This window comes from uncultured Gemmiger sp. (assembly GCF_934561205.1).
Taxonomy (GTDB): Bacteria; Bacillota; Clostridia; order Oscillospirales; family Ruminococcaceae; genus Gemmiger.
Window position 1 is genome coordinate 19,569 of sequence record NZ_CAKTFU010000011.1, and the last position, 22,420, is coordinate 41,988.

The 22,420-nt window shown below is 59.4% G+C and carries 17 protein-coding genes; 11 read left to right on the forward strand and 6 right to left on the reverse strand.

All coding sequences use genetic code 11. The features are described from left to right. Positions 1-27: 27 nt before the first annotated feature. The gene (locus tag Q0I19_RS07785; protein WP_294760873.1) at positions 28-885 is read right to left on the reverse strand and encodes a glycosyltransferase family 2 protein; all 858 of its coding nucleotides are present in this window, start codon (positions 883-885) and stop codon (positions 28-30) included. 138 nt (positions 886-1,023) lie between these two features. On the opposite strand from Q0I19_RS07785, the gene Q0I19_RS07790 reads away from it, so the two are divergent. After that, complete coding sequence (locus Q0I19_RS07790; protein ID WP_294760872.1) at positions 1,024-2,514, forward strand: carboxypeptidase M32; 1,491 nt, start codon at positions 1,024-1,026, stop codon at positions 2,512-2,514. A gap of 425 nt (positions 2,515-2,939) precedes the next feature. On the opposite strand, the gene Q0I19_RS07795 is transcribed toward Q0I19_RS07790, so the two are convergent. After that, the gene (locus tag Q0I19_RS07795) at positions 2,940-3,938 is read right to left on the reverse strand and encodes a 2-hydroxyacid dehydrogenase (protein ID WP_294760871.1); all 999 of its coding nucleotides are present in this window, start codon (positions 3,936-3,938) and stop codon (positions 2,940-2,942) included. Positions 3,939-4,205: 267 nt separating this feature from the next. Between Q0I19_RS07795 and Q0I19_RS07800 the strand changes: the two genes are divergently transcribed. The 7 genes from Q0I19_RS07800 (at position 4,206) to Q0I19_RS07830 (ending at position 13,738) form a co-directional block, all read left to right on the forward strand. Next, the gene (locus Q0I19_RS07800; RefSeq protein ID WP_294760870.1) at positions 4,206-5,441 is read left to right on the forward strand and encodes an argininosuccinate synthase; all 1,236 of its coding nucleotides are present in this window, start codon (positions 4,206-4,208) and stop codon (positions 5,439-5,441) included. A 297-nt stretch (positions 5,442-5,738) separates the two neighbouring features. Then, a complete protein-coding gene (argH, locus tag Q0I19_RS07805; RefSeq protein WP_294760869.1) occupies positions 5,739-7,124 on the forward strand; it encodes an argininosuccinate lyase in 1,386 nt (461 codons plus the stop codon). Between the two features lie 158 nt (positions 7,125-7,282). Further along, positions 7,283-8,224 carry an N-acetyl-gamma-glutamyl-phosphate reductase gene (argC, locus tag Q0I19_RS07810; RefSeq protein WP_294760867.1) on the forward strand — a complete coding sequence of 314 codons (942 nt, stop codon included), beginning with the start codon at positions 7,283-7,285 and terminating at the stop codon, positions 8,222-8,224. A 182-nt stretch (positions 8,225-8,406) separates the two neighbouring features. Further along, positions 8,407-9,639: a bifunctional glutamate N-acetyltransferase/amino-acid acetyltransferase ArgJ gene (argJ, locus tag Q0I19_RS07815; RefSeq protein ID WP_294760865.1), complete on the forward strand. Its 1,233-nt coding sequence runs from the start codon at positions 8,407-8,409 to the stop codon at positions 9,637-9,639. Positions 9,640-9,671: 32 nt separating this feature from the next. Beyond that, entirely contained in the window at positions 9,672-10,520 is an 849-nt protein-coding gene (gene argB / locus Q0I19_RS07820) for an acetylglutamate kinase (RefSeq protein ID WP_294760863.1), read from the forward strand. 18 nt (positions 10,521-10,538) lie between these two features. Beyond that, a complete protein-coding gene (locus Q0I19_RS07825; RefSeq protein WP_294760862.1) occupies positions 10,539-11,717 on the forward strand; it encodes an acetylornithine/succinylornithine family transaminase in 1,179 nt (392 codons plus the stop codon). A 689-nt stretch (positions 11,718-12,406) separates the two neighbouring features. Continuing rightward, positions 12,407-13,738, forward strand: coding sequence for a hemolysin family protein (locus Q0I19_RS07830; protein WP_294760861.1), 1,332 nt, complete (start codon positions 12,407-12,409; stop codon positions 13,736-13,738). 292 nt (positions 13,739-14,030) lie between these two features. Here Q0I19_RS07830 and Q0I19_RS07835 read toward each other — a convergent pair whose 3' ends face one another. From Q0I19_RS07835 to Q0I19_RS07850, 4 genes are all read right to left on the reverse strand, one after another. Next, positions 14,031-15,461: a glycosyltransferase family 39 protein gene (locus Q0I19_RS07835; protein WP_294760860.1), complete on the reverse strand. Its 1,431-nt coding sequence runs from the start codon at positions 15,459-15,461 to the stop codon at positions 14,031-14,033. A 24-nt stretch (positions 15,462-15,485) separates the two neighbouring features. Further along, positions 15,486-16,862, reverse strand: a complete 1,377-nt coding sequence (locus tag Q0I19_RS07840) for an ATP-binding protein (RefSeq protein ID WP_294760858.1) — start codon at positions 16,860-16,862, stop codon at positions 15,486-15,488. Continuing rightward, positions 16,855-17,544: a response regulator transcription factor gene (locus Q0I19_RS07845; RefSeq protein ID WP_294760857.1), complete on the reverse strand. Its 690-nt coding sequence runs from the start codon at positions 17,542-17,544 to the stop codon at positions 16,855-16,857. Before Q0I19_RS07845 ends, Q0I19_RS07840 begins: the two co-directional genes overlap by 8 nt. Before the next feature lie 104 nt (positions 17,545-17,648). Next, a complete protein-coding gene (locus Q0I19_RS07850; RefSeq protein ID WP_294760855.1) occupies positions 17,649-19,451 on the reverse strand; it encodes a Na/Pi cotransporter family protein in 1,803 nt (600 codons plus the stop codon). A gap of 717 nt (positions 19,452-20,168) precedes the next feature. Between Q0I19_RS07850 and Q0I19_RS07855 the strand changes: the two genes are divergently transcribed. From Q0I19_RS07855 to Q0I19_RS07865, 3 genes are read left to right on the forward strand one after another with little or no spacing between them, the layout of a single operon-like run. Next, entirely contained in the window at positions 20,169-20,813 is a 645-nt protein-coding gene (locus Q0I19_RS07855) for a Rhomboid family protein (RefSeq protein ID WP_294760854.1), read from the forward strand. A 27-nt stretch (positions 20,814-20,840) separates the two neighbouring features. Beyond that, positions 20,841-21,164, forward strand: coding sequence for a cyclic-di-AMP receptor (locus Q0I19_RS07860; RefSeq protein ID WP_294760853.1), 324 nt, complete (start codon positions 20,841-20,843; stop codon positions 21,162-21,164). Then, positions 21,164-22,105, forward strand: a complete 942-nt coding sequence (locus Q0I19_RS07865) for a hypothetical protein (RefSeq protein ID WP_294760886.1) — start codon at positions 21,164-21,166, stop codon at positions 22,103-22,105. Before Q0I19_RS07860 ends, Q0I19_RS07865 begins: the two co-directional genes overlap by 1 nt. The last annotated feature ends 315 nt before the right edge of the window (positions 22,106-22,420 follow it).

Genomic DNA, 22,420 nt, shown 5'->3' on the forward strand with positions numbered 1-22,420 from the left:
CCCGTTTATGGGAATTTAAGCGCGGCGTCAGGCCTCGGCCACCGCCACCAGATACTTGAATATCTGCGTTTTATACTCTTCGTATAATCCCATGTGCTCGTACAGCTCTTTATAATAGGTAAACAGCTGCGACCGCGTTTTGACCACGTTGACGGGGTTGAGCACGGTATGTACGGCGCTTTTGGGGTTGTTGTAGTAGTTGTAAATGGGCGTGGACAGCGCGTAAAAGCTGTTGGCGTAGCGGATATAGCTTAAATTGAAGTACAAATCCTCGCTCCAGTCCATGTCCACGTCGCAGACAACATCCTCGTGCGCGTGTACAATGTCGGTGCGGTAGAGTTTATTCCACATAACACCGTAATAAAAGCTGGCAGGCTCCTGCATTAAGCCGGCGGCGAATTGCTCTTTGTTCATGGGGCCTTCCAGCAAAAAGCCGAAGGTCTGCACCTTTAACAGGTGCTGCGGCACGGTGTTGATGTCCTCCTCGTCCTCGTCCCGCAGGCGGGGCAGGGTGATGCGGTTATAGTGCGCAATGACCAAATCTGTGTTGAATTCTTCGGCCTTTTGCACAAGCAGCTCGGTGGCGTAGGGCTGCAGGGTGTCGTCGGCATCAACAAATTGCAGGTACTTGCCGTGCGCCTCGCGCAGACCCAGGTTGCGGGTGGCGGCCACGCCGCTGTTGGTTTTGTCGATCAGCACAATGCGCTTGTCCACCCCGGCATACATTTTGCACACCTGCAGGCTGACGTCCTTGCTGCCGTCGTTCAGCAGGATAATTTCCAGATTTTTGTAGGTTTGGCGGCGAATACTCTCGACACAGCGTGCAATATGGTCCTGTGCATTGTAGATGGGCACAATGATGCTGACCAAAGGTTGTTCACACATAGGGCGCGTCCTCCTGAAAAATTGTGGGCGTATTATAATAAGGTAGATCCTACCACAAAGATACCATAAATGTTGCCGAAATTCAAGAAATATGGTACGATAAAGTTATAAACAATATTGTTGAAAAGAGGCAACGCTATGAAAGAATCCATGCAAAAAGTCCGCGAACTGGAAAAACAAATGTTCGGTTACAGCTACGCCATGCGCGTCATCGACTTTGACAGCGAGACCGTCGCGCCTGAGGACGGCAACGACGGCCGCGCCGAGGCGATGGAGTTTTTGAGCCGCCAGAGCTTTGACCTGCTGGTCAACGACGGCACCGCCGCCCTGCTGAAAGCCGCCGCCGCAGACGCCGAAACCGAGCAGGAGCAGGCCGAGGTGCACAATTTACAGCGTGAGTACGACGAAATTGCCAAAATTCCTGCCGCCGAATACGCCGCCTTTGCCAAGCTGTGCCAGCAGAGCATCCCTGCCTGGACCAAGGCCAAGCGCACCAATGATTTCAGCGTGTTTGCGCCGTATCTGGAAAAAATCGTCGCTGCCCGCCGCGCCCAGGCTGCCTATTTTGACCCCGACCGCGACCCGTATGAGGTATTTCTGGACCGATATGAGCGCGGCCTGACCATCGCCAAGTGCGACGAGTTTTTCGCGCAGCTGCGTGAAACCATTGTGCCGCTGCTGGCGGAAATTCAAAAGCGCGGCGCGGCCATCCGCACCGATTTTCTGGACCAGGAATGGCCCATCGACGCCCAGAAAAAGGTCAGCGAAAAAATCATGCAGCTGTGGGGCATGGACCCCAAGCGCAGTATGCTGGCCGAGAGCGAGCATCCCTTTACCACCGAATTTTGGCGTAAGGACGTAAGAATTACCACGCACTATATGCCGCGCGATATGTTCAGCAACCTGTACAGCGTCGCGCACGAGGGCGGCCACGCCCTGTATGAGCTGAACATCAACCCCGATTACGACTACACCGGCGTGACCGGCGGCGCGACCATGGGTCTGCACGAAAGCCAGAGCCGCCTGTTTGAGAATATCGTCGGCCGCAGCCGCGCCTTTGTCGAGTACCTGTACCCGACGCTGAAAGAGCTGTTCCCGCAGCAGCTGGCCGATGTCAGCGCCGAGGAGATTTGGCGTGCCGTCAACCGCGCCGAGCCGAGCCTGATCCGCACCGAGGCGGACGAGCTGACCTACGCGCTGCACATTATGGTGCGCTACGAGCTGGAAAAGGCGATGATGCAGGGAACCCTGGCCGTGGCCGACCTGCCCGCCGCCTGGAACGCCAAGTATAAGGAATATCTGGGCGTGGACGTGCCCGACGATGCCCACGGCTGTTTGCAGGATATCCACTGGTCGATGGGCGATTTGGGGTATTTCCCGAGTTACGCTTTGGGCAGCGCCTACGGCGCACAGGCCGTGGCCGACCTGCGCAAGACCCACGATTTCGACGCCGATTGGGCAGCAGGGGACATGGAGCCGCTGAAGGCCGCCCTGAAAGACCGCCTGTGGCAGTGGGGCAGCATGAAGGACCCCCGCTGGCTGGTGCAGAGCCTGTGCGGCGGCGAATTTGACGCGAAATATTTTACCGATTACCTGACCGCCAAGTACACCGAAATCTATCGCCTGTAAATTTAGCGAAACAGAAAGCGGTTGTTCGGCAAGCACACTTCCCGTAGGGGCGGGGCATGCCCCGCCCGCGGGTTTGCGCTTGCAACGACCTTACGGTTTTGTATCGTAGGGAGGGGTCTTGACCCCTCCTTGTTGCCACGCCAAAAGCATAACGCTATGAAAATAACCGTGCGCCATTCGGCACGATTTTATGCGCTGCGCGCGGCCATATGTGCGGATGGGTCGAGACCCATCCCTACAAATCTTCCGGAAACGGGCTTTTTCTACAAGCTGAGGCGAGCAATGCTCGCCCCTACAACCCAAGGGACAATAGCAATATAATAAAAATGTGCGCGCAGGGCGCGCACACCATATTTTTTATCTATTATCTCTTATCTTTTATCTGTAAAAACCCCTGTTTTCCACATCGGAAAACAGGGGTTTTTTTATTCTTCCACTTCGTTCACCAGCGGCAGCCCCAACGCAAACGCCCGCGCGTTTTCCATCGTGGTAATGGCGATGCTTTGCAGCGCCGTGCGGGTAAAAAACGCCTGATGGCTCGTGATGACCACGTTGGGGAAGCTTAACAAAATGGGCACGACCTCGTTGTGCAGCACCGTGTCGGAAAAATCCTCAAACACCTGGCCGTCCTCGTCCTCGTAAACGTCCAGCCCCACGCCGCCGAATTTCCGCGCGCGCAGGGCGTGGATCAGCGCTTCGGTGTCGATAAGCCCGCCGCGGCTGGTATTTACCAAAATCGCGTTGGGACGCATTATTTTTATGGTTTCGGCGTTGATCATATGGTAGGTGTCGGCGGTCAGCGGGCAGTGCAGGCTGACAAGGTCCGCTGTGCGCAGCAGTTCATCGGGCGAAACGTAGCGCGCAATGCCCTCCAGCGCGGGGTTTTTGTACTTGTCGCAGGCAAGCACCGTCATGCCGAAACCGTAACAGATACGCGCCATCGCCGCGCCGATGCGCCCCGTGCCCACAATGCCCGCCGCCGCGCCGTACAGGTTGTGCCCCAGCAGCCCATCCAGCGAAAAATTGTTGTTGCGCACCTTGATGTACGCCTTGCAGATGCGCCGATCGGCCGCCAAGGCCAGCGCCATGGCGTGTTCGGCCACGGCCTCGGGGCTGTAACCGGGCACGCGCAGCACCGTGATGCCGTAATGTTTGGCGGCGGGCAGATCCACGTTGTTGTAGCCCGCGCAGCGCAAAAGCAGCAGCCGTATGCCGGCGGCGGCCAGGATTTCCAGCACGGGGGCGCTGCAATCGGCGTTGACAAAAACGCAGGCTGCATCGCCGCCCTGTGCCAACGGCGCGGTGTCGGCGTCCAGGTTGGCCGCCAGATACCGAATACGGCAGCCGTAGGCCTCGTCCTTTGCCAGCACGTCAAAATAATAGTGGTCGTACTCGTGCGTGCCGAAAAACATGATGGTAAACATCGCGCCGCCCCCTTTGGGTAAGTGTGCCCGCAAAAAGCAAAATTATACACAGATTTTATGCATTTTTTGGGGTGCCGCTGGATATATGGGGCCTATGCAAAAGGGGATTGACCCGATACCGCCCCAATTATAGGCAGATTACACAAAAATAAACGAAATATTTTTCATCCTTTGTCATCTTTACCACTTGATAATTATGCAGGAAAGTGTATAATAAACAACATAAACCGTATAAATATTCAGGCACATATACAAGGGGTGTTTCTTATGAAAAAGGATAAAAAAGACATCAAAAAGGTCGTTCTGGCGTACTCCGGCGGGTTGGATACCTCCATCATCATTCCCTGGCTGAAGGAAAACTACAACAACTGCGAGGTCGTCGCCGTTTCCGGCAACGTCGGTCAGGGCACCGAGCTGGACGGCCTGGAGGAAAAGGCGCTGAAAACCGGCGCGTCCAAGCTGTATGTGCTGGATCTGCAGAAGGACTACGTCGAAAACTACATCTGGCCCTGCCTGAAGGCCGACGCCAAGTACGAGGACTACCTGCTGGGCACTTCCCACGCGCGTCCCTGCATCGCCAAGGCGCTGGCGGACATCGCCAAAAAAGAGGGTGCCGACGCCATCTGCCACGGCTGCACCGGCAAGGGCAACGACCAGGTGCGTTTTGAGCTGACCCTGAAGGCCATGGCCCCCGATATGGCCATCATCGCCCCCTGGCGGGAGTGGAACATCAAGAGCCGCGACGAGGAGATCGACTACGCCGAGGCGCACAACATTCCGCTGAAAATCAACCGTGAGACGAACTATTCCAAGGACAAGAACCTCTGGCACCTCAGCCACGAGGGTCTGGACCTGGAAAAGCCGTCCCTGGAGCCGCAGTACAATAAACCGGGCTTTTTGGAGCTGGGCGTCAGCCCCGAACAGGCCCCCGACACCCCGACCTATGTGACCATCCACTTTGAAAAGGGCATCCCCACCGCTGTGGACGGCACCGAAATGGACGGTGTAGCGCTGATCGAGTACCTGAACCAGGTCGGCGGCGCCAACGGCGTGGGCCTTTTGGACATTGTGGAAAACCGCCTGGTCGGCATGAAGAGCCGCGGCGTGTACGAGACCCCCGGTGGTGCCATTTTGTACAAGGCACACAACGTGCTGGAAACCATCACGCTGGACAAGGAGTCCTTCCATTTTAAGGAGATCATCGCCCAGAAGATGGGCGAGCTGGTTTACAACGGCCAGTGGTTCACCCCCCTGCGCGAGGCGATCTGCGCCTTTACCGATGACCTGCAAAAGACCGTAACCGGCGATGTTACGCTGAAATTGTACAAGGGCAACATGATCAACGCCGGTGTTACCAGCCCGTACACCCTGTACGACGAGCAGACGGCATCCTTTGGTGAGGACGAGGATTACAACCAGGCCGACGCAGCCGGGTTTATCAACCTGTTTGGCCTGCCCATTGCCGAGCGCGCCAAGCTGGCAAAGAACTGGAAAGAACAGTAAGCAAGAATACTGAAAAACCTTATTTGGCTTTATGCAGCATTTGCAACCTAACGGTTGGTTTGTAGGGAACGGTCTTGACCGTTCCGAGCTGCCTTGCCAAAAGCACGACATGGCGAGAAAACCGCGCGCCATTCGGCGCGATTTAATGCGCTGCGCGCGGCCAGATGTGCGGATGGGTCAAGACCCATCCCTACAAATATCCCGGAAACAGACTTTTTCTACAAAACCAATGCGCCGCTTCGGCGGCGCATTTTTAACATTTTACGCGCAAAACGTTGAAAATCAGGAGGAAATCGTATGCCCCAACTTTGGCAGGGTCGGTCGGCCAAGGCCGTAGACAGCCGCGTCAACGACTTCAACTCGTCCATTCGGTTTGACGCCCGCATGATTGAGCAGGACATCCGCGGCAGCATGGTACATTCGGCCATGCTGGGCAAGCAGGGCATCATCGCCCCGCAGGATGTTGACGATATCCACAAAGGCTTGCAGTCTATTTTAGAGGATCTGCACAGCGGTGCGCTGGAAATTGACCCCGCCGCCGAGGACGTGCACACCTTTGTGGAGCAAACGCTGACTGCCCGCGTGGGTGATGCCGGCAAACGGCTGCACACGGGCCGCAGCCGCAACGACCAGGTGGCGCTGGATATCCGCCTGTACCTGCGCGACGCGGCGGGGCATATCGCCGCACAGATCGCGGAGCTTATCAACGTGCTGTGCGACCGGGCCAAGCAGGGCGCGGACTATGTAATGCCCGGCTACACCCACCTGCAGCGCGCGCAGCCCGTGACCTTCGGCCACCATCTGATGGCCTACGCCTGGATGCTGCTGCGGGATCTGGGCCGCTTGCAGGACGCCGTGCACCGCATGGACGCCGAGTGCCCTCTGGGCAGCGGCGCATTGGCGGGCACGACCTACGGGCTGGACCGCTTTTACACCGCCGAGCAGTTGGGCTTTGCCGCCCCCTGCGCCAACTCCATTGACGGCGTGTCCGACAGGGATTTCTGCATTGAGCTGTGCAGCGCCATGGCCACCTGCATGATGCATTTATCGCGTCTCAGCGAGGAAATTATCCTGTGGTGCAGCTGGGAATTCAAGTTTGTGGAGCTGGACGACGCCTTTACGACGGGTTCGTCCATTATGCCGCAGAAGAAAAACCCCGACGTTACCGAGCTGATCCGCGGCAAAACGGGCCGCGTTTACGGCGACTTGAACACCCTGCTGGTCATGATGAAGGGCCTGCCCCTTGCCTACGACAAGGATATGCAGGAGGACAAGGAGGCCATTTTTGACGCGGTGGACACGCTGGAACTTTGCCTGCGCACCATCACGCCGATGCTGGCCACCATGACCCCGCTGCCCGAAAACATGCGCCGCGCCGCCGCCAAGGGCTTTATCAACGCCACCGACTGCGCCGATTACCTGACCAAAAAGGGGATGCCCTTCCGCGATGCGTACAAGTGCACGGGCACGATGGTGGCCGCCTGCCTGCGCAGCGGCAAAACGCTGGAAGAACTGACGCTGGACGAATTTAAACAGTACAGCGACCTTTTTGAGCAGGACGTGTACACGGCCATTGACCTGACCACCTGCTGCCGCGGCCGCAGCAGCTACGGCGGCCCCGCAAAGGAGAGCGTGCTGTATCAGATTTCCGCCGTGAAGGATAAGCTGGCGGAGACAAAATAAACAGATAATAGATAAAAGATAAGAGATAATAAATGTGGTGGAGTTTGCGCCGCAGGCGCAAACAAAATATGCAAAGTGTCGGGTGACTTGTAGGGGCGAGCATCGCTCGCCCGTGCGGTCTGCCGGACAGAGAAACCGTTTCGGCGGGGTAAGAGAGTATGGGAAAGTATAAAATTTTCGTTGACGGCAGCGCGGGCACGACCGGGCTGCGCATCGCGGATCGGCTGGCGCAGTGCAGCGATATCACCGTGCTGCCGATATCGGACGCCGACCGCAAAAACCTGCACGCCCGCGCGGCGCTCATCAATGAGAGCGACCTTTCGTTTTTGTGCCTGCCGGACGATGCGGCGCGCGAGGTCGTGCCGCTGCTGCGCAGCGATGTGCGCGTGCTGGACACCTCGACCGCGCACCGCACCGACCCCGCGTGGGTCTACGGTCTGCCGGAGCTGCACGGCACCCGCGAAAAGCTGAAAACCGCCGCCCGCGTGGCGGTGCCCGGCTGCCATGCCACAGGCTTTATTGCGCCCACCGCGCCGCTGGTGCAGCTGGGTCTGCTGCCAAAAACAACGCAGCTATGCTGTTACAGCCTGACGGGCTACTCCGGCGGCGGCAAAAAGATGATTGCGGAATACGAGGCCCCGCGCACCGACCCTGCGCTGAACGCCGCCCGCCCCTACGGGTTGGCGCTGCATCACAAGCACCTGCCGGAGATGGCAGCCGTCACCGGGCTGGACAAGCCGCCGCTGTTTGTCCCCGTTTTGGCGGACTACTATGCGGGCATGGAAACGATGATCCCGCTGGATCTGCCGGCGCTGGGGCTGACCGCGCAGCAGGTGGCGGATGCGCTGGCAAGCTACTACGCGGGCGAAGCGCTGGTGACGGTGCACCCGCTGAACAGCGGCACCGACGGCGGATTTCTGGCCGCGAACAAGCTGGCAGGGCGGGACGGCCTGGAAATTTTCTGCTTGGCCAACCCGGACGGCACACAGATGCAGCTGATCAGCCTGTTTGACAACCTCGGCAAGGGCAGCTCCGGCGCAGCCGTGCAGTGCATGAACCTGATGCTGGGAAGAAAAGAAACAGAAGGCTTAAAACAATAAAAGATAAGAGATACAACAAAAGATAAAAGATAAGAGATAAAAGATAATAAATAAGGTGTGCCGCCTGCTGCGGCACATTTCATACAGCACCGCCTCGTTTCGGTTTGCGACCAAAGGGAACAAACCCCACCATAATTTTTATCTTTTATCTTTTATCTATTCATTAAAAATAGGGGGTCCCCATGTCTACCACACCATTTACCGTAATTTCGGGCGGCATCTGCGCGCCCAAAGGGTTTTCGGCCGCGGGCGTGCACTGCGGCATTCGCCATAACCACGAAAAGCGCGATCTGGCGTTGATCGTTGCCGACGTCCGCTGCGCAGGGGCGGGCTGCTACACCACCAACAAGGTCTACGGCGCACCCATCAAGGTCGACCGCGCCCATCTGCAGGACGGCTACGCCCGCGCCATTCTGGTCAACAGCGGCAACGCCAACACCTGCGCCCCCGGCGGCCTGGAACTGGCGCAGGACACCTGCAAGCTGGTGGCCGACGCGCTGGGCATTGACGAAAACGACGTTCTGCCGTCCTCCACGGGGGTCATCGGCCAGGCCATGAGCCTGGAACCCTTCGCCAAGGGCATCCCCGAGGCCGCCGCCCAGCTGCGCGCCGACGCCGCCGGCAGCCACGCCGCCGCCACCGCCATCATGACCACCGACACCCACCCCAAGGAGTACGCGCTGGCGTTTGAAGTAAACGGCACGACCTGCCATATCGGCGCCATCGCCAAAGGCTCCGGCATGATCCACCCCAACATGGCAACAATGCTGCTGTTCATGACCACCGACGTCAAGATCGCGCCCGCGCTGCTGCAAAAGGCGCTGTCCGCCGTGGTGCCCGCGACCTTTAACCAGATCAGCGTGGACGGCGACACCTCCACCAACGACACCGTGCTGCTGCTGGCATCGGGCCTGAGCGGAGCGGAAATCACCGAAAACACACCTGCCTACGATACATTTTTGGCGGCGCTGACCGCCGTGGCCGAGCATCTCTGCCGCGAACTGGCAGCGGACGGCGAGGGCGCGACCAAGCTGCTGGAATGCACGGTCACGGGTGCGCCCGATTTGGCCACCGCCCGCGCCGTGTCCAAAAGCGTCATCCACTCGACCCTGTTCAAGGCCGCCATGTTCGGCGCGGACGCCAACTGGGGGCGCGTGCTCTGCGCCATCGGCTACACGCCCGGCGACTTTGACATCAGCAAAACCGCCGTGCGGCTGCGCAGCAAGGCGGGCGAGGTCTTTGTCTGCGAAAACGCCGCCTACCACCCCTACAGCGAGGACGAGGCCGCCGTGGTTTTGCAGGAAAACGAGATCGAAATTCTGGTAGACCTCGGCTGCGGCAGCTGCACCGCCAAGGCGTGGGGCTGCGATTTGACCTACGACTATGTAAAGATCAACGGCGATTACAGAACCTGAGCAAGGTTACAGTAAGGGTGGGAAGTGACACGATGAAAAACGAACAAATGGCGCTGCTGTTCAGCGAGGCAACACCTTACATCCAAAAATACCACGGTAAAACGCTGGTTATCAAATACGGCGGCAATGCCATGGTCAACGACACGCTGAAACTTGCGGTGATGAACGACCTTGTCACCCTGACGCTGCTGGGTGTGCGCGTGGTGCTGGTGCACGGCGGCGGCCCCGCCATCAACGAGATGCTCGCCCGCGTGGGCAAGGAGTCCCGCTTTGTGGGCGGCCTGCGCTACACCGACAAGGAAACCATGGATATCGTGCAGCAGGTGCTGGCGGGGCAGGTCAACAAGGACCTTGTCGCGCTGCTGAAGGGCCGCGGCGTCGGCCTGTGCGGCATGGACGGCCACATGATCACCTGCCACCGCAAGACGGACGCCGACCTCGGCTTTGTGGGCGAGATCGAAAAGGTCAACACCGCGCTGATCGACCACCTGCTGGACGACAGCTTTATCCCCGTCATTGCCACGGTGGGCATGGACCGCGACGGTATCCCCTACAACATCAACGCCGACACCGCTGCCGCCGAAATTGCCGTGGCGCTGCACGCCGAAAAGCTCGTCAGCATGACCGACATTGCCGGCCTTTTGTACGACAAAAACGACGAAACTACGCTGATACCCGAAGTGGAGCTTGCCGAGATCGAGCGCTACAAACAGGAGGGCGTCATTGCGGGCGGTATGCTGCCCAAGATCGAGGGCATGGCCGACGCCATCCGCAAGGGCGTGCGCGAGGCGGTCATCATTGACGGGCGTGTGCCGCACTCGATTTTGCTGGAAATGTTCAGCGACCGCGGCGCAGGCACCATGTTTTACCGTCAGGACTGATACCGATAGGGGGATTGTATGACCACAACTGAAATTATCCGCCGCGACGATGCCCACGTCCTGCACACCTACAACCGCAGTCCGCTGGCGCTGGTGTCGGGGCAGGGCATGTACGCCGCCGACGCCGAGGGACGGCGCTATCTGGATTTTACCTCCGGCATCGGCGTAAATTCGCTGGGGTACTGCCACCCCGCGTGGGTCGCCGCCGTCACCCAACAGGCGGCCGCGCTGCAGCACACCTCCAACCTGTACTACACGCAGCCGTGCGGCGCACTGGCCGAGGCTCTCTGCGCGCGCACGGGGCTGGACGCGGTGTTCTTTGGCAATTCGGGTGCCGAGGCCAACGAGGGTGCCATCAAGGCTGCCCGCAAATACAGCGTGGACACCTACGGCGCGCACCGCAGCAAGGTCATCACGCTGGTCAACTCCTTCCACGGGCGCACCCTGGCCACCTTGACCGCCACGGGGCAGGATGTGTTCCACCACGATTTCGGCCCCTTCCCGCAGAATTTTGCCTACGTTACGGCGGGGGACTTTGCCGCGCTGCAGGCTGCCGCCGATGCCGACACCTGCGCCGTGATGCTGGAGCTTGTGCAGGGCGAGGGCGGCGTTGTGGCGCTGGATAAGAAATATGTTCGTTCTGTCGCTGAATTTTGCAAGGCGCGGGACATTTTGCTGCTCGTGGACGAGGTGCAGACCGGCATCGGCCGCACAGGCACCTTTTTGGCGTGTGAGCAGTTTGACCTGCACCCCGACATCGTAACGCTGGCCAAGGGGCTGGGCGGCGGCTTGCCCATCGGCGCGTTTGCCATGACCCGCCGCGTGGCCGAGCACATGGGTCCCGGTTCGCACGGCTCCACCTTTGGCGGCAACCCCGTTGCCTGTGCGGGTGCGCTGGCCGTGCTAAACACGCTGGACGCGGCCTGTCTGCAAAACGTCAACGCCTGTGCCGCCCGCCTGCGCGCAGGTCTGGCCAAGCTGCCCCATGTGGCCGAGGTCAGCGGCCTGGGCCTGATGGTGGGCATCGCTTTTTCGGACGATGTAAGCGCCGCCGCCGTGCGCGCCGCCGCCGAGCAGCGCGGTCTGCTGGTGCTGACCGCCAAGACCCGCCTGCGGCTGCTGCCGCCGCTGATTTTGACCGAAGCCGACGTGGACAGCACGCTGCAAATTTTGCAGGACGTGCTGCGGAACATCTGAAATGAAACGAACCCCGCTGCCCGGAACCTTCGGGCGGCGGGGGTGTTTTATCGCACTGTTTTTGCACTGCGCACAAAATGACGATTTGCGCCATAAATTGAACGTAAAGTATGACTATTGTTCAGAATATGGGACAAGTTGCACAAAATTATACATAGATTTTACAGCACATTGTACACTGAAACCTCTTGCATTTCCGACAAAAATCGTGTACTATATAAGCATCGAAGCATAGCACAGAGGACAAAATATATCCCCTGTGGTCGATAAAGAAGTGGAATACCAGAGCGCCCTGCCGAGTCTGAAGGAAGGGCATCCGCTTGTAGAGGGGTGGGTTCCGTTTCGTTGCAGGAAACGGCAAGACGTTCTGTTTTTCTCCTTCTTTTTATGAAAACGAGGCGGGGCAGTGGCCGCCTCGTTTTTGTTTTATCGGCGGCCGGTTCGTGTCTGACCGCCCTTGACAAATACCGGCAAGCATTGTATAATACCATTTAATTCCATGATTCTGCTGTGAAAGGAACAACCCGCATATGAACGCCGACGGCGACACAGTCCCCCGACGAAATATCCATAAACGTGAATGAGATACAAGCAAGGCTTAGCGCGGCATCGCGTGGGGCTTTGCTTTTTTTGCGTGAATTTGCTTTTGCGGCACCGCCGCCCATTTATCAACCAAGGAGTGTCTTTTTGTGGAAAATCTTCCCGAACAAATCGTATTACAGCTCGTCTTTATTCTGCTGAACGCCTTTTTTGCCGGCTCGGAGATCGCGTTTCTCTCGCTGAATCCCGTTAAGCTGGGCAAACAGGCCGACGACGGCGACAAAACCGCCGCCGCGCTGCTCAAGGTCGTGGAAAACCCCAACAGCTTTTTGTCCGCCATTCAGGTGGCCATCACGCTGTCCGGCTTTTTAAGCGCCGCCTTCGGTACGGCCAACTTCTCCGGCTATTTAAGCTATTTCCTCGTAACTACGCTGCATTTGCCGCTGTCGGCGGGCGTGGCGGGGGTCATCTCCACCGTGGTGGTCACCGTCATCATCTCGTTTTTCTCCATCGCCTTCGGTGAGATGGTGCCCAAGCGCGTCGCCATGCAAAAGCCGATGCTGTTCGCCCGCCCCGCGCTGACCGTTATGCGGGTGATCCGCTTCTGCTTTGCGCCGATGATCGCCCTGCTGGGCGTTACGACCAACGGCTGTCTGACGCTGTTCGGCATGAAAACCGAGGCCGAGGACGGCGTTGCCAGCGAGGAGGACCTGCGCCTGATGGTGGAAAACAGCGGCGAGCAGGGCACCATCGCCCACGAGGAGCAGGAGTGGATCGAGAATGTGTTCGACTTCGGCGACATGACCGCCAGCGGCGCCATGACCCCGGAACCTGACGTTACAGCGTTCTCTTTGGAGGACACCAACGAGGAGATCCTGCAAACCATCCGCGAAACCGGCCTGAGCCGCTACCCCGTGTACGACGAGGATATCAACGATATCTGCGGTATTCTGAACGCCCGCGATTTCCTGCTGAACCTGCAGGGCAACGACCCCCAGCCGCTGAAATCCCTGCTGCGCCCGGCCTATTTTGTGCCCGAAAGCGTACACGCCGACCAGCTGTTTAAGGACATGCAGGCGCAAAAGCAGCACCTGGCCGTGGTTGTGGACGAGTACGGCGGCACGGCGGGCATTGTGACCATTGAGGACCTGCTGGAAGAGATCGTCGGTGATATTTTTGACGAGTTCGACCCCGCCGAGCCGAAGGACCTGACCGAAGTGGGCGAGGGCATCTGGCGCGTCAGCGGCAGTATGCGGGTGGAGGAATTTGCCGAGGAGCTGGACTTTACCCTGCCGGAGGACCGCGAATACGACACCGTAGCGGGCATGATTTTAAGCTGCCTGCCCTCCATCCCCGAGGACGGCACCACGCCGTCGGTGGAGACCTGCGGCATCCATTTTGATGTGCAAAGCATTGAGGACCGCAAAATTTTGTGGGCCGTGGCGCGCAAGATCGTGCCCGAAAAAGAGGACGAGGAATAATTCAGAAAAACAAAAAGGACGCGCAAGCGTCCTTTTTGTTTGTAAAAAAGTTCGTTTCCGGGATGTTTGTAGGGATGGGTCTTGACCCATCCGCACATCTGGCCGCGCGCAGCGCATAAAATCGCGCCGAATGGCGCGCGGTTTTCTCGCCGCGTCGTGCTTTTGGCAAGGCAGCACGGAACGGTCGAGACCGTTCCCTACAAATCAATTTACAGTTCGCATATGTTGCATAAAGTCAAAGAGGTTTTTTCAACAGTTTGAACAAAAAGGACGCGCAAGCGTCCTTTTTGTTTTATTCGGCTTTTTTGTTCAAGTTTAGCCCGTCTGCGCCGCACAGCAGGATAAGGGGCAAAAAATTAACGATGTAGCGGCTTCGGGCTTCCCACAGCAGCAAGAACAGCAGCAGCCCAAACACCGCCATGCGGCCCACGGCAAAATCGGCATCGCGGCGGCGGGCGGCGTTCAGGGCACCGACGGCGCACAGGATCCACAAGGCCAGCTGCCAGGCATCGGCCAGGGTGTACGGCCAGCGCACATGTTTGGCGCCCGGTATGATAAACGCCGTAAAGATATTTTGCGGGTTCACGCCGCCGTGGTTCAGCTTTTGCTGCACATAGCACAGGCCGTCGCTGCAAATGTAGCACAGCTTGCGCCCCAAATGCTGCAGTGTGCCACCCACGCCCATGCTGCACAAGCGCTGCCCGATGGTGCGCAGCGTAAAGTCCACGCGCTCGTCGTAGGTGGGGTAGGCCAGCGTCAGCTTGTAATCGTCATCGTTGTAACCGCCGTCGCCGTTCAGCCCCATCATGACCCAGTGGGTGTAGGGGATAGGTACGCCGTCGTAGCGGGGCAAGGCGGCTTTGGCGGCCTTGCTGCCCGCCGCCAGCAGTACGGCAAACAGCGCCAGAGACGCGGCAAAACCGCGAAGCATCGCTTTTTTGCCGGGTGTTTTGTACAGCAAAAAGTCCAGAACAAAGGCAACGGCCAAAATGGCGGCCGAAATTTTCAGCACCGCGGCGGCGGCCGTAAGCGCAAGAGCCAGCGCCTGCCAGCGGGCGGGCTTACTGCTTTGGCGGCCGCGCAGCCACGCCCACAGCGCGGCCGAAACCAGCGGCAGGGTGACGGTGTCGGTGTAGCAGATGGCACCGTAAAACAGCAGGGCGGGGCAGGTCAGGGCAAAGCAAAGGGCCAGCAGCCCGCGCTTTTTGCCCCACAAAAGGCAGGCACTTTGGTAGGTAAACCACTGCCCCGCGGCAATGCACAGGCAGCCGAACACCGTAAGTACGTTCATAAGCTGCTGTGCCCCCAGCGCATGGGCCACGGTAAACAGCCCGGCGTACAGCCACAGCAGGGCGGCGTTGTTGGGGTATAGCGCAAAATAATCCCCGGGGGGTGTGCCCTGCAAGACCAGTTCCTGCGCCTGACGGGCTACGATGGGGTAGTCCCAGCTGTCATTGGCACCGACACGCAGCGTCCAGCAAAGCAGCAGACAAAAGGCCGTATACACCGCCAAAATCAGCGGTGCCGCCAAGGGGTGCGGCTGCCACGGACGCTGCCATAATTTCGTTACAGCGTACAAAATAACAAGCCATACGGCGGCAAGCCCCACCATGTACACAGGGTTGATCTCAAGGGTGGGGTTGTTGTGGAAAATCGTCACCAGCACAGCGACGGCAGCCAAAAGAACCCCCCACAGGGCTTGAAAACAGCGATAGAGTTTCATGGGCAGCTCCTTGATCGGTACGGTTTACGCCTTCGGGAAGGTCACCTTGATGACCGTTCCGCTGCCGACCTGGCTTTGCAGGTCGATGCGGGCGTCGTGCAAAAGGGCAATGTGCTTGACGATTGCCAGCCCCAACCCCGTGCCGCCGGTGGCCTTGCTGCGGCTTTTGTCCACGCGGTAGAACCGTTCAAACACGCGGGATTGGCTGTCCTGCGGGATGCCGATGCCGTTATCCTCCACAATCAGGTAGGGGCAGCCGTCCGCGCCCGTGCCGCAGCGCAGCTCCACATGGCCGCCCGGCTGGTTGTAGCGTATGGCGTTGTCGCACAAATTGGTTGCCAGCTCGCCCAGCAGGTCGCGGCTGCCGTGCACGACGGCGGGCTTGGCGTCGTATTGCAGGGTGATGTAGGCGCGGCGGGCGTTCACCGTCATGGTCTGTGCAATTTCCCTGACCAGCGCCGCCAGATCGACATTCTGCATCTCTACGGGCTGCTCGTTGCGGTGGGCGGCCTGGTTGCTGTCCAGCTCGCTCAGCTGCAAAATGTCGCTGACCAGCGCGATCATGCGCAGCGCCTCCTTGTGGATGCGCGCCGCAAAGCCGGGGATATCCTCCGGTTTGGCCATGCCGCTTTCGATCAGCTCGGCGTAGCCGGAAATGCTCGTCAGCGGGGTTTTCAGCTCATGGCTGACGTTGGCCGTAAACTCGCGGCGCATCGTCTCATTGTCCTCGCGCAGCTTGCGGTCGCTCTGCACGGTGCGCGCCAGCGGGATCAATTCCTCATAGGGCACATCGGCCTCGATGGTGTCAAGGCTTTCGGCCATGCGGGTGATGGGCTGCACCAGCCGATAGGTCATGGCGCGGCTGACGACGGCCGCACCCGCCAGGATCAGCAGCAGGGCCAGGCCGATCAGCGGCAGGGTGTTCATGCCGACGCCCCAGATGTTGGCCACGTCCTGCCCGACGCGCAGCACCTGCACGCCGTTCGGCGTGTCCAGCCGCAGGGCAAAATAGCGGCTCTCGACGCCCAGCGTGGCGCTGGTGCGGGTGGCCGTGCCCGTGCCGTTTTGCAGCGCGGCCTGTACTTCGGGGCGGTCGGCGTGGTTGGGCAGCTGCTGCGAGAAATTGTCGTACAGAACCGTGCCGTCCTGCGCGATCAGCGTAAAGCGCAGCGGCTGGTTTTGCGGCAGGCGGGCGGGCAGGTCGGCGGCGTCGCCGTCAAATTCGGCGGCCACGGCAGCCCCGACGCTTTGCAGGTACTGATCCACGCGGTGGGCGTAAATTTGGCGGTACAGCACCGTGCAGAGCAAAAAGGTCAGCGCAACGCAAAAAACATTGACCCACATCATGGCGCTGCGGTAGCGGCGGCGCATACTTTGCGGGGCCTTGCCGGTGTCAGTCATCGTTGCCCTCCATGGTCAGCTTGTAGCCCACCTTGCGCACCGTGCGGATGGCGTCCCCCGCCGCGCCCAGCTTCTGGCGCAGCGTGCGAACGTGCATGTCGATGGTGCGGGATTCCAGCAGGTCGTCGGTGTCCCAGACTTCCTTCATGATGCGCTCGCGGGCCAGGACTTCTTCGGGGTGCTCCAAAAACAGATGCAGCAGCGCAAATTCTTTATAAGTAAGCTCCACGGGGGCACCGGCGGCGCGGACGGTGCGGGAGGTATCGTCCAGCTCGATCTCGCCGAATTGCAGCAGGTGGTTGGGCGCGGGGGCGGCGGCCGCACTGCGGCGCAGCACCGCCTTTACGCGGGAAATAAACTCCATCACGCCGAAGGGCTTGCACAGGTAGTCGTCCGCGCCGTGGTCCAGCCCCTTGACGACGTCGATCTCGCCGGTTTTGGCGGTGACCATAATGACAGGCACGCGGCTGTACGCGGCGTCGGCGCGCAGCTTGCCCAGAATCTGGTAGCCGTCCTCGTCGGGCAGCATGACGTCCAGAATGACCAACTCCGGCGTGGTATCGCGCAGCATCGCCCAAAAATGGGCGGCGTCCTCGCAGCCGCGGGCGTCGAACCCGTTGGATTGCAGCGCGTATTCTTCCAGTTCGCGGATGCCGGAATCGTCCTCAACGATCAGAATCATGATACAAAGTCCTCCTCTATAAAACAATGTGCCGCCCTCCGGCGCGTTTCGTCAGGTCGTACCCTTGGAAAATAGCGGCCCGGCGGCGGCACACGGTATGGTATTTACGCTTCGTTTTCGGTTTTTTCGGTGTCCTCCGCGCCGGCATAGACCTCCGGCTCAAAGGTGTAGCGGTCACGGTATTTCTCGTAGCGGCGTTCAAATTTAACGTCTTCGCCGTGCTTTACGGCATTGAGGTATTCGTGGGTGTCAAACTTATCCAGCGAAACCTCGATCATGGCAACGGCAATGTTGGAGCAATGGTCGGCGATGCGCTCGTAGTTGGTCAGCAGGTCGTCCAGCACAAAGCCGTACTCGATGCTGCACGCGCCCGCCTGCAGGCGCATAATGTGGCGGCTCTTGACCTCGCGCACCAGACCGTCCACGACTTCCTCCAGCGGCTCGATTTTTTTTGCCGCGTAGACGTCGTTTTTCTGGAAAGCATCCACCGTGCGGTTTACGATATCTTGCACAGCCGCCTCCAGAACGCTCAGGTCATTGAGGGCTTCCTCGCTGAATTGTATCGACTTATCGCGAATTTCCCGCGCCGCCTTGATGAGGTTGACGGCGTGGTCGCTGACGCGCTCGAAGTCACCGATGGTGTGCAGCAGCGTGTTGACGGTGCGGTTATCGTCCTGCGAGAGGTGCTTGGCGCTCAATTTGACAAGGTAGGTGCCCAGCACGTCCTCGTAGTGGTCGACGGCGTCCTCCTTGCGGGTGACCTCGTCGGCGATGGCGTCGTTCCAGACGCGGGTCGTGGACATGGCCTGCAAAAGCGCCGTGCGGCAGATCTCGGCCATATCGCCGCCCACCAGCATCGCGCGGCCGACGGCGACGGACGGGGTGGTCAGCAGACGTTCGTCCAGCAGGGAGTGCTGCTCGCCGCTGTCGGTGGGGGAGTCGGGCACGGTCATGATGGCCAGGCGTTCCAGCACGCGGTTGAAGGGCAGCAGGATCGCGGTGGTGACCAAGTTGAACACGGTGTGCACAATGGCGATGCCGAAGGTGTTGGCGGTTTCGTTAAAGAAGCTGAAGCCGATGACGGCGTTCAGGCCGTAGAACCCCAGCAGGAACACCACGGTGCCGATGAGGTTGAAATACAGGTGGACAAAGGCGGTGCGCTTGGCGTTTTTGTTGGCGCCCGCGCTGGAGATCAGCGCCGTGACGGTGGTGCCGATGTTCTGACCCATGATGATGGGCACGGCGGCGGAAAAGGTGACCGCCCCCGTGGAGCAGAGCGCCTGCAAAATACCCACGCTGGCCGAGCTGGATTGCAGCACCGCGGTAAGCACGGCACCGGCAATGACGCCGAGAATGGGGTTTTTGAAGCTGAGGAACAGCTGCATGAACCACGGTTCGTCGGCAAGGGGGCTCATGGCGGAGGACATGATGCCCATGCCGCTCATCAAAATGGCGAAGCCCAGCATAATTTTGCCCACGCCGCGGCGGCGGTCCTTGCCGAAGGTGTACAGCCAGATGCCGATAAAGCCCAGAATGGGGCTCCACGCGTTGGGGTTGAGCATCCGGGTGATAAAGCTGTCCCCCTCCAAACCGGAAAGCGAGAGCAGCCAGCCGGTGACGGTGGTGCCCACGTTGGCGCCCATGATGACGCCGATGGCCTGGTGCAGTTCCATCAAACCGGAGTTGACGAAACCGACGGCCATAACGGTGGTGGCACCGCTGGACTGAATGACCGCCGTGACGGCCATGCCGAGCAGCAGCGCGCGCACGGGGGAGGCGGTCATGGTGGACAAGATGCCCTGCAGCTTGCTGCCGGCGGTTTGTTCCAGCGATTTGCCCATAAGGTCCATGCCGTACAGGAACATCGCAATGCCGCCCATCAGGGTAAACACATTAAAAATGGTCATGGGAAGTATACACATCCGTTCTTTTTCATACTGGGCGGAAACACACAGGCTTGCCGCACCCTATACCAGTTTCTATTATATAGGATGTCCCCGCCGGTTTGCCATCATGCCAAGGTAAAGTGTTTGTAAAATTTATGTAAAACGGCCGTGCGTAAGGCAGCGTTTTGTAAAAAACATGCGCAGCCGCCCGACTGCCGAAAAAACATCTTTGCGTTTATGTAGTCTTTGCGACCTATCGATTGGTTTGTAGGGAACGGTCTTGACCGTTCCGTGCTGCCTTGCCAAAAGCACGACATGGCGGGAAAACCGCGCGCCATTCGGCGCGATTTTATGCGCTGCGCGCGGCCAGATGTGCGGATGGGTCAAGACCCATCCCTACAAATCTTCCGGAAACAGACTTTTTCTACAAGGTGACTGCCTCCCCTCCGCACCGCAGCGACCTTATCTCTGCGGCATATTGCGCCGAAGTTATCCACAATGTATATCGGTTATCCACGTTGAAAATGTTGAAAACTCTGTGGAAAGTGTGGAAAACTCCCCCACTTATGCACGGCCTGTACGATGCAAGGGCAAAAAATCGGTGGAAAACCCCGAAAATCCGCTGTGGAAATTCTGCGCTTTTCGACGGGAAACTGTTGCACTCCCCACGGGAAAATGTTAAAATAGGGTATTAGTAGGAATTTACCATAGGCAAAACCGCAAGGAGGATTTTTCCGTATGGATTGGGTCGATAAACTGGAACGCCGCTTCGGTCGGCTGGCCATTCCGCAGCTGGTCAACGGGCTGCTGGTCGGGCAGCTGATGGCCGGGCTGGTCGTGCTGCTGATCAACCGCAATTTTGCATCGTACATCGTTTTAAGCCGCGCCGCGCTGCTGCACGGGCAGGTGTGGCGGCTGGTCACGTTTTTGTTCCAGCCCATCTGGCTGGGCGGCGTGTTCGGCATTTTGAACCTGCTGTTTTATTTCTGGATCGGCAACGCACTGACCCGCCTGTGGGGCGATTTCCGCATGACGGTGTTCCTTGTGCTGGGTATGCTGGGCGCATGGGCAAGCTGCCTGCTGGTGGGCTACGCCACGCCCGACGCCATTTTTATGAGCATGCTGTTCGCTTACACCTGGCTTTGGCCGGAGCAGACCGCCCTGCTTTTTGGCGTTATTCCGTTCAAAATGAAGTATCTTGGCTGGCTGGAGCTGTTTTTCTGGGCCGTCAGCTTTGTTACGGGCAGCGTTGCCGCCAAACTCAGCCTGGTGCTGGGGCTGGCGGGTTTCCTGGCCTTCTACGGCAAGGAACTTGTCGACTGGTGCAAGGATACCGCCAGCGCGCAAAAGCGCCGCCGCGACTGGGAAAACCGCAACCGCTAATTTATTTACAGAAAGGTTGAGCTTATTATGAAACTGATCACCGCTATCGTCAATAAAGAGGATTCCCGCGCTGTCTGCCACGACCTGCTGAAGCAGAAATTCTACGTCACCCGCCTGTCCACCACCGGCGGTTTCCTGATGGCCGGCAACATGACCCTGCTCATCTGCACCGAGGACGAGCGCGTGGACGAGTGCATCGGCATCATCTCCAACTGCTGCAAGCAGCGCACCGAGATCGTGCCCGGCACCGCCACAATGGGTCTTGGCATCGAGAGTGCCATGCCCATGCAGGTGACTGTGGGCGGCGCAACCATTATGGTGACCAACGTCGAGCGCTTTGAAAAGCTGTGATGCTGGAACGTCTGGCCGGTAACACGGCCTTAAAAGCCGAGCTGGGCGCGGCCCTGCGCGGCGGACGGCTGCCCCATGCCATTTTGCTGGTGGGCGAGCCGGGCTGCGGCGCGGGCTTTGCCGCGCGCTGTTTGGCGGCGGACTACCTGTACCCGCAGGGCGGCGCCCACGCCGAGGCCGTTTTGAACGGCACCGACAGCGAGTGCGTCAGCCTGCGCGGCAGCGGCAAAAGCGGGGGTATCCCCGTGGACGACGTGCGCGCCATGCGGGAAAAGATCCAACATTCGGCGCTGAGCACCGACGCCGCGGGCCGCGTGATGTTTATTTACGGCGCGCAAAACCTGAACGGCACCCAAGGCTCGGCGGCCAACGCCCTGCTGAAAATTCTGGAGGAGCCGCCCGCCGACGTGCTGTTTTTGCTGACCGCGCCCAGCGCCGCCACCGTGCTGCCGACCATTCGCAGCCGATGCGCGGCCTACACAGTCGCGCCCGTCCCCGCCGACGAATGCTGCGCTTTGCTGGGCAGCCGCGGCTTGCCCGCACCCTTGGCGCAGGAGCTTTCCTTTTTATATGAGGGGCACATCGGCAAGGCGCTGCAGGTGTTTGCCGACGCCGACACCCGCGCCCTTTTGGCCGACGCCAAAAAGCTGCTGGGCCACGCCGCGCAGCAGGATACCTACCGCGCCCTGGCACTTTTGACGGGGTACGAGAAAAACCGCGAGGGCTTTGCCGCGCTGCTGTGGCAACTGGAGCAGCTGTGCAGCGCCGTGCTGCGCCGCCCCGCCTACGGGGCGGACGCCTGCGGGGGGCTGAAACCCGCCGCTGCCGCCGATGCTTTGCAGGCGGTTTACAGCGCCAAAAAAGACTTGTCCGCCAACGGCAACCTGAAGCTGATTCTGGCGGTTCTGGCGGCGGATCTGGGCAAAGCGGCACACCAATGAGCTGTCTGACAAAAACTCTTGTAGGCACGGCTACTATGCCGCCCGCCGCAGCCGTCCCGATCATGCGGTATAACGGGTAAACTGTACGGGACGCATATATGCGTCCCCTACAAACCTGCCGAAAAAGGTGAAGTTTTAGTTTTAACAGACTGGTAGGGGCGAGCATTGCTCGCCCGTGCCCGTTTGCCTTGTAAGAAAACCACAAAAAATGCGATGCTGCGCCAAATTGGCGGGCGACCGATGGTCGCCCCTACACATACCATAAACCACGCTGCCGCGCCGAACGGCGCGCTATTTCCCGATACATCTATCCTA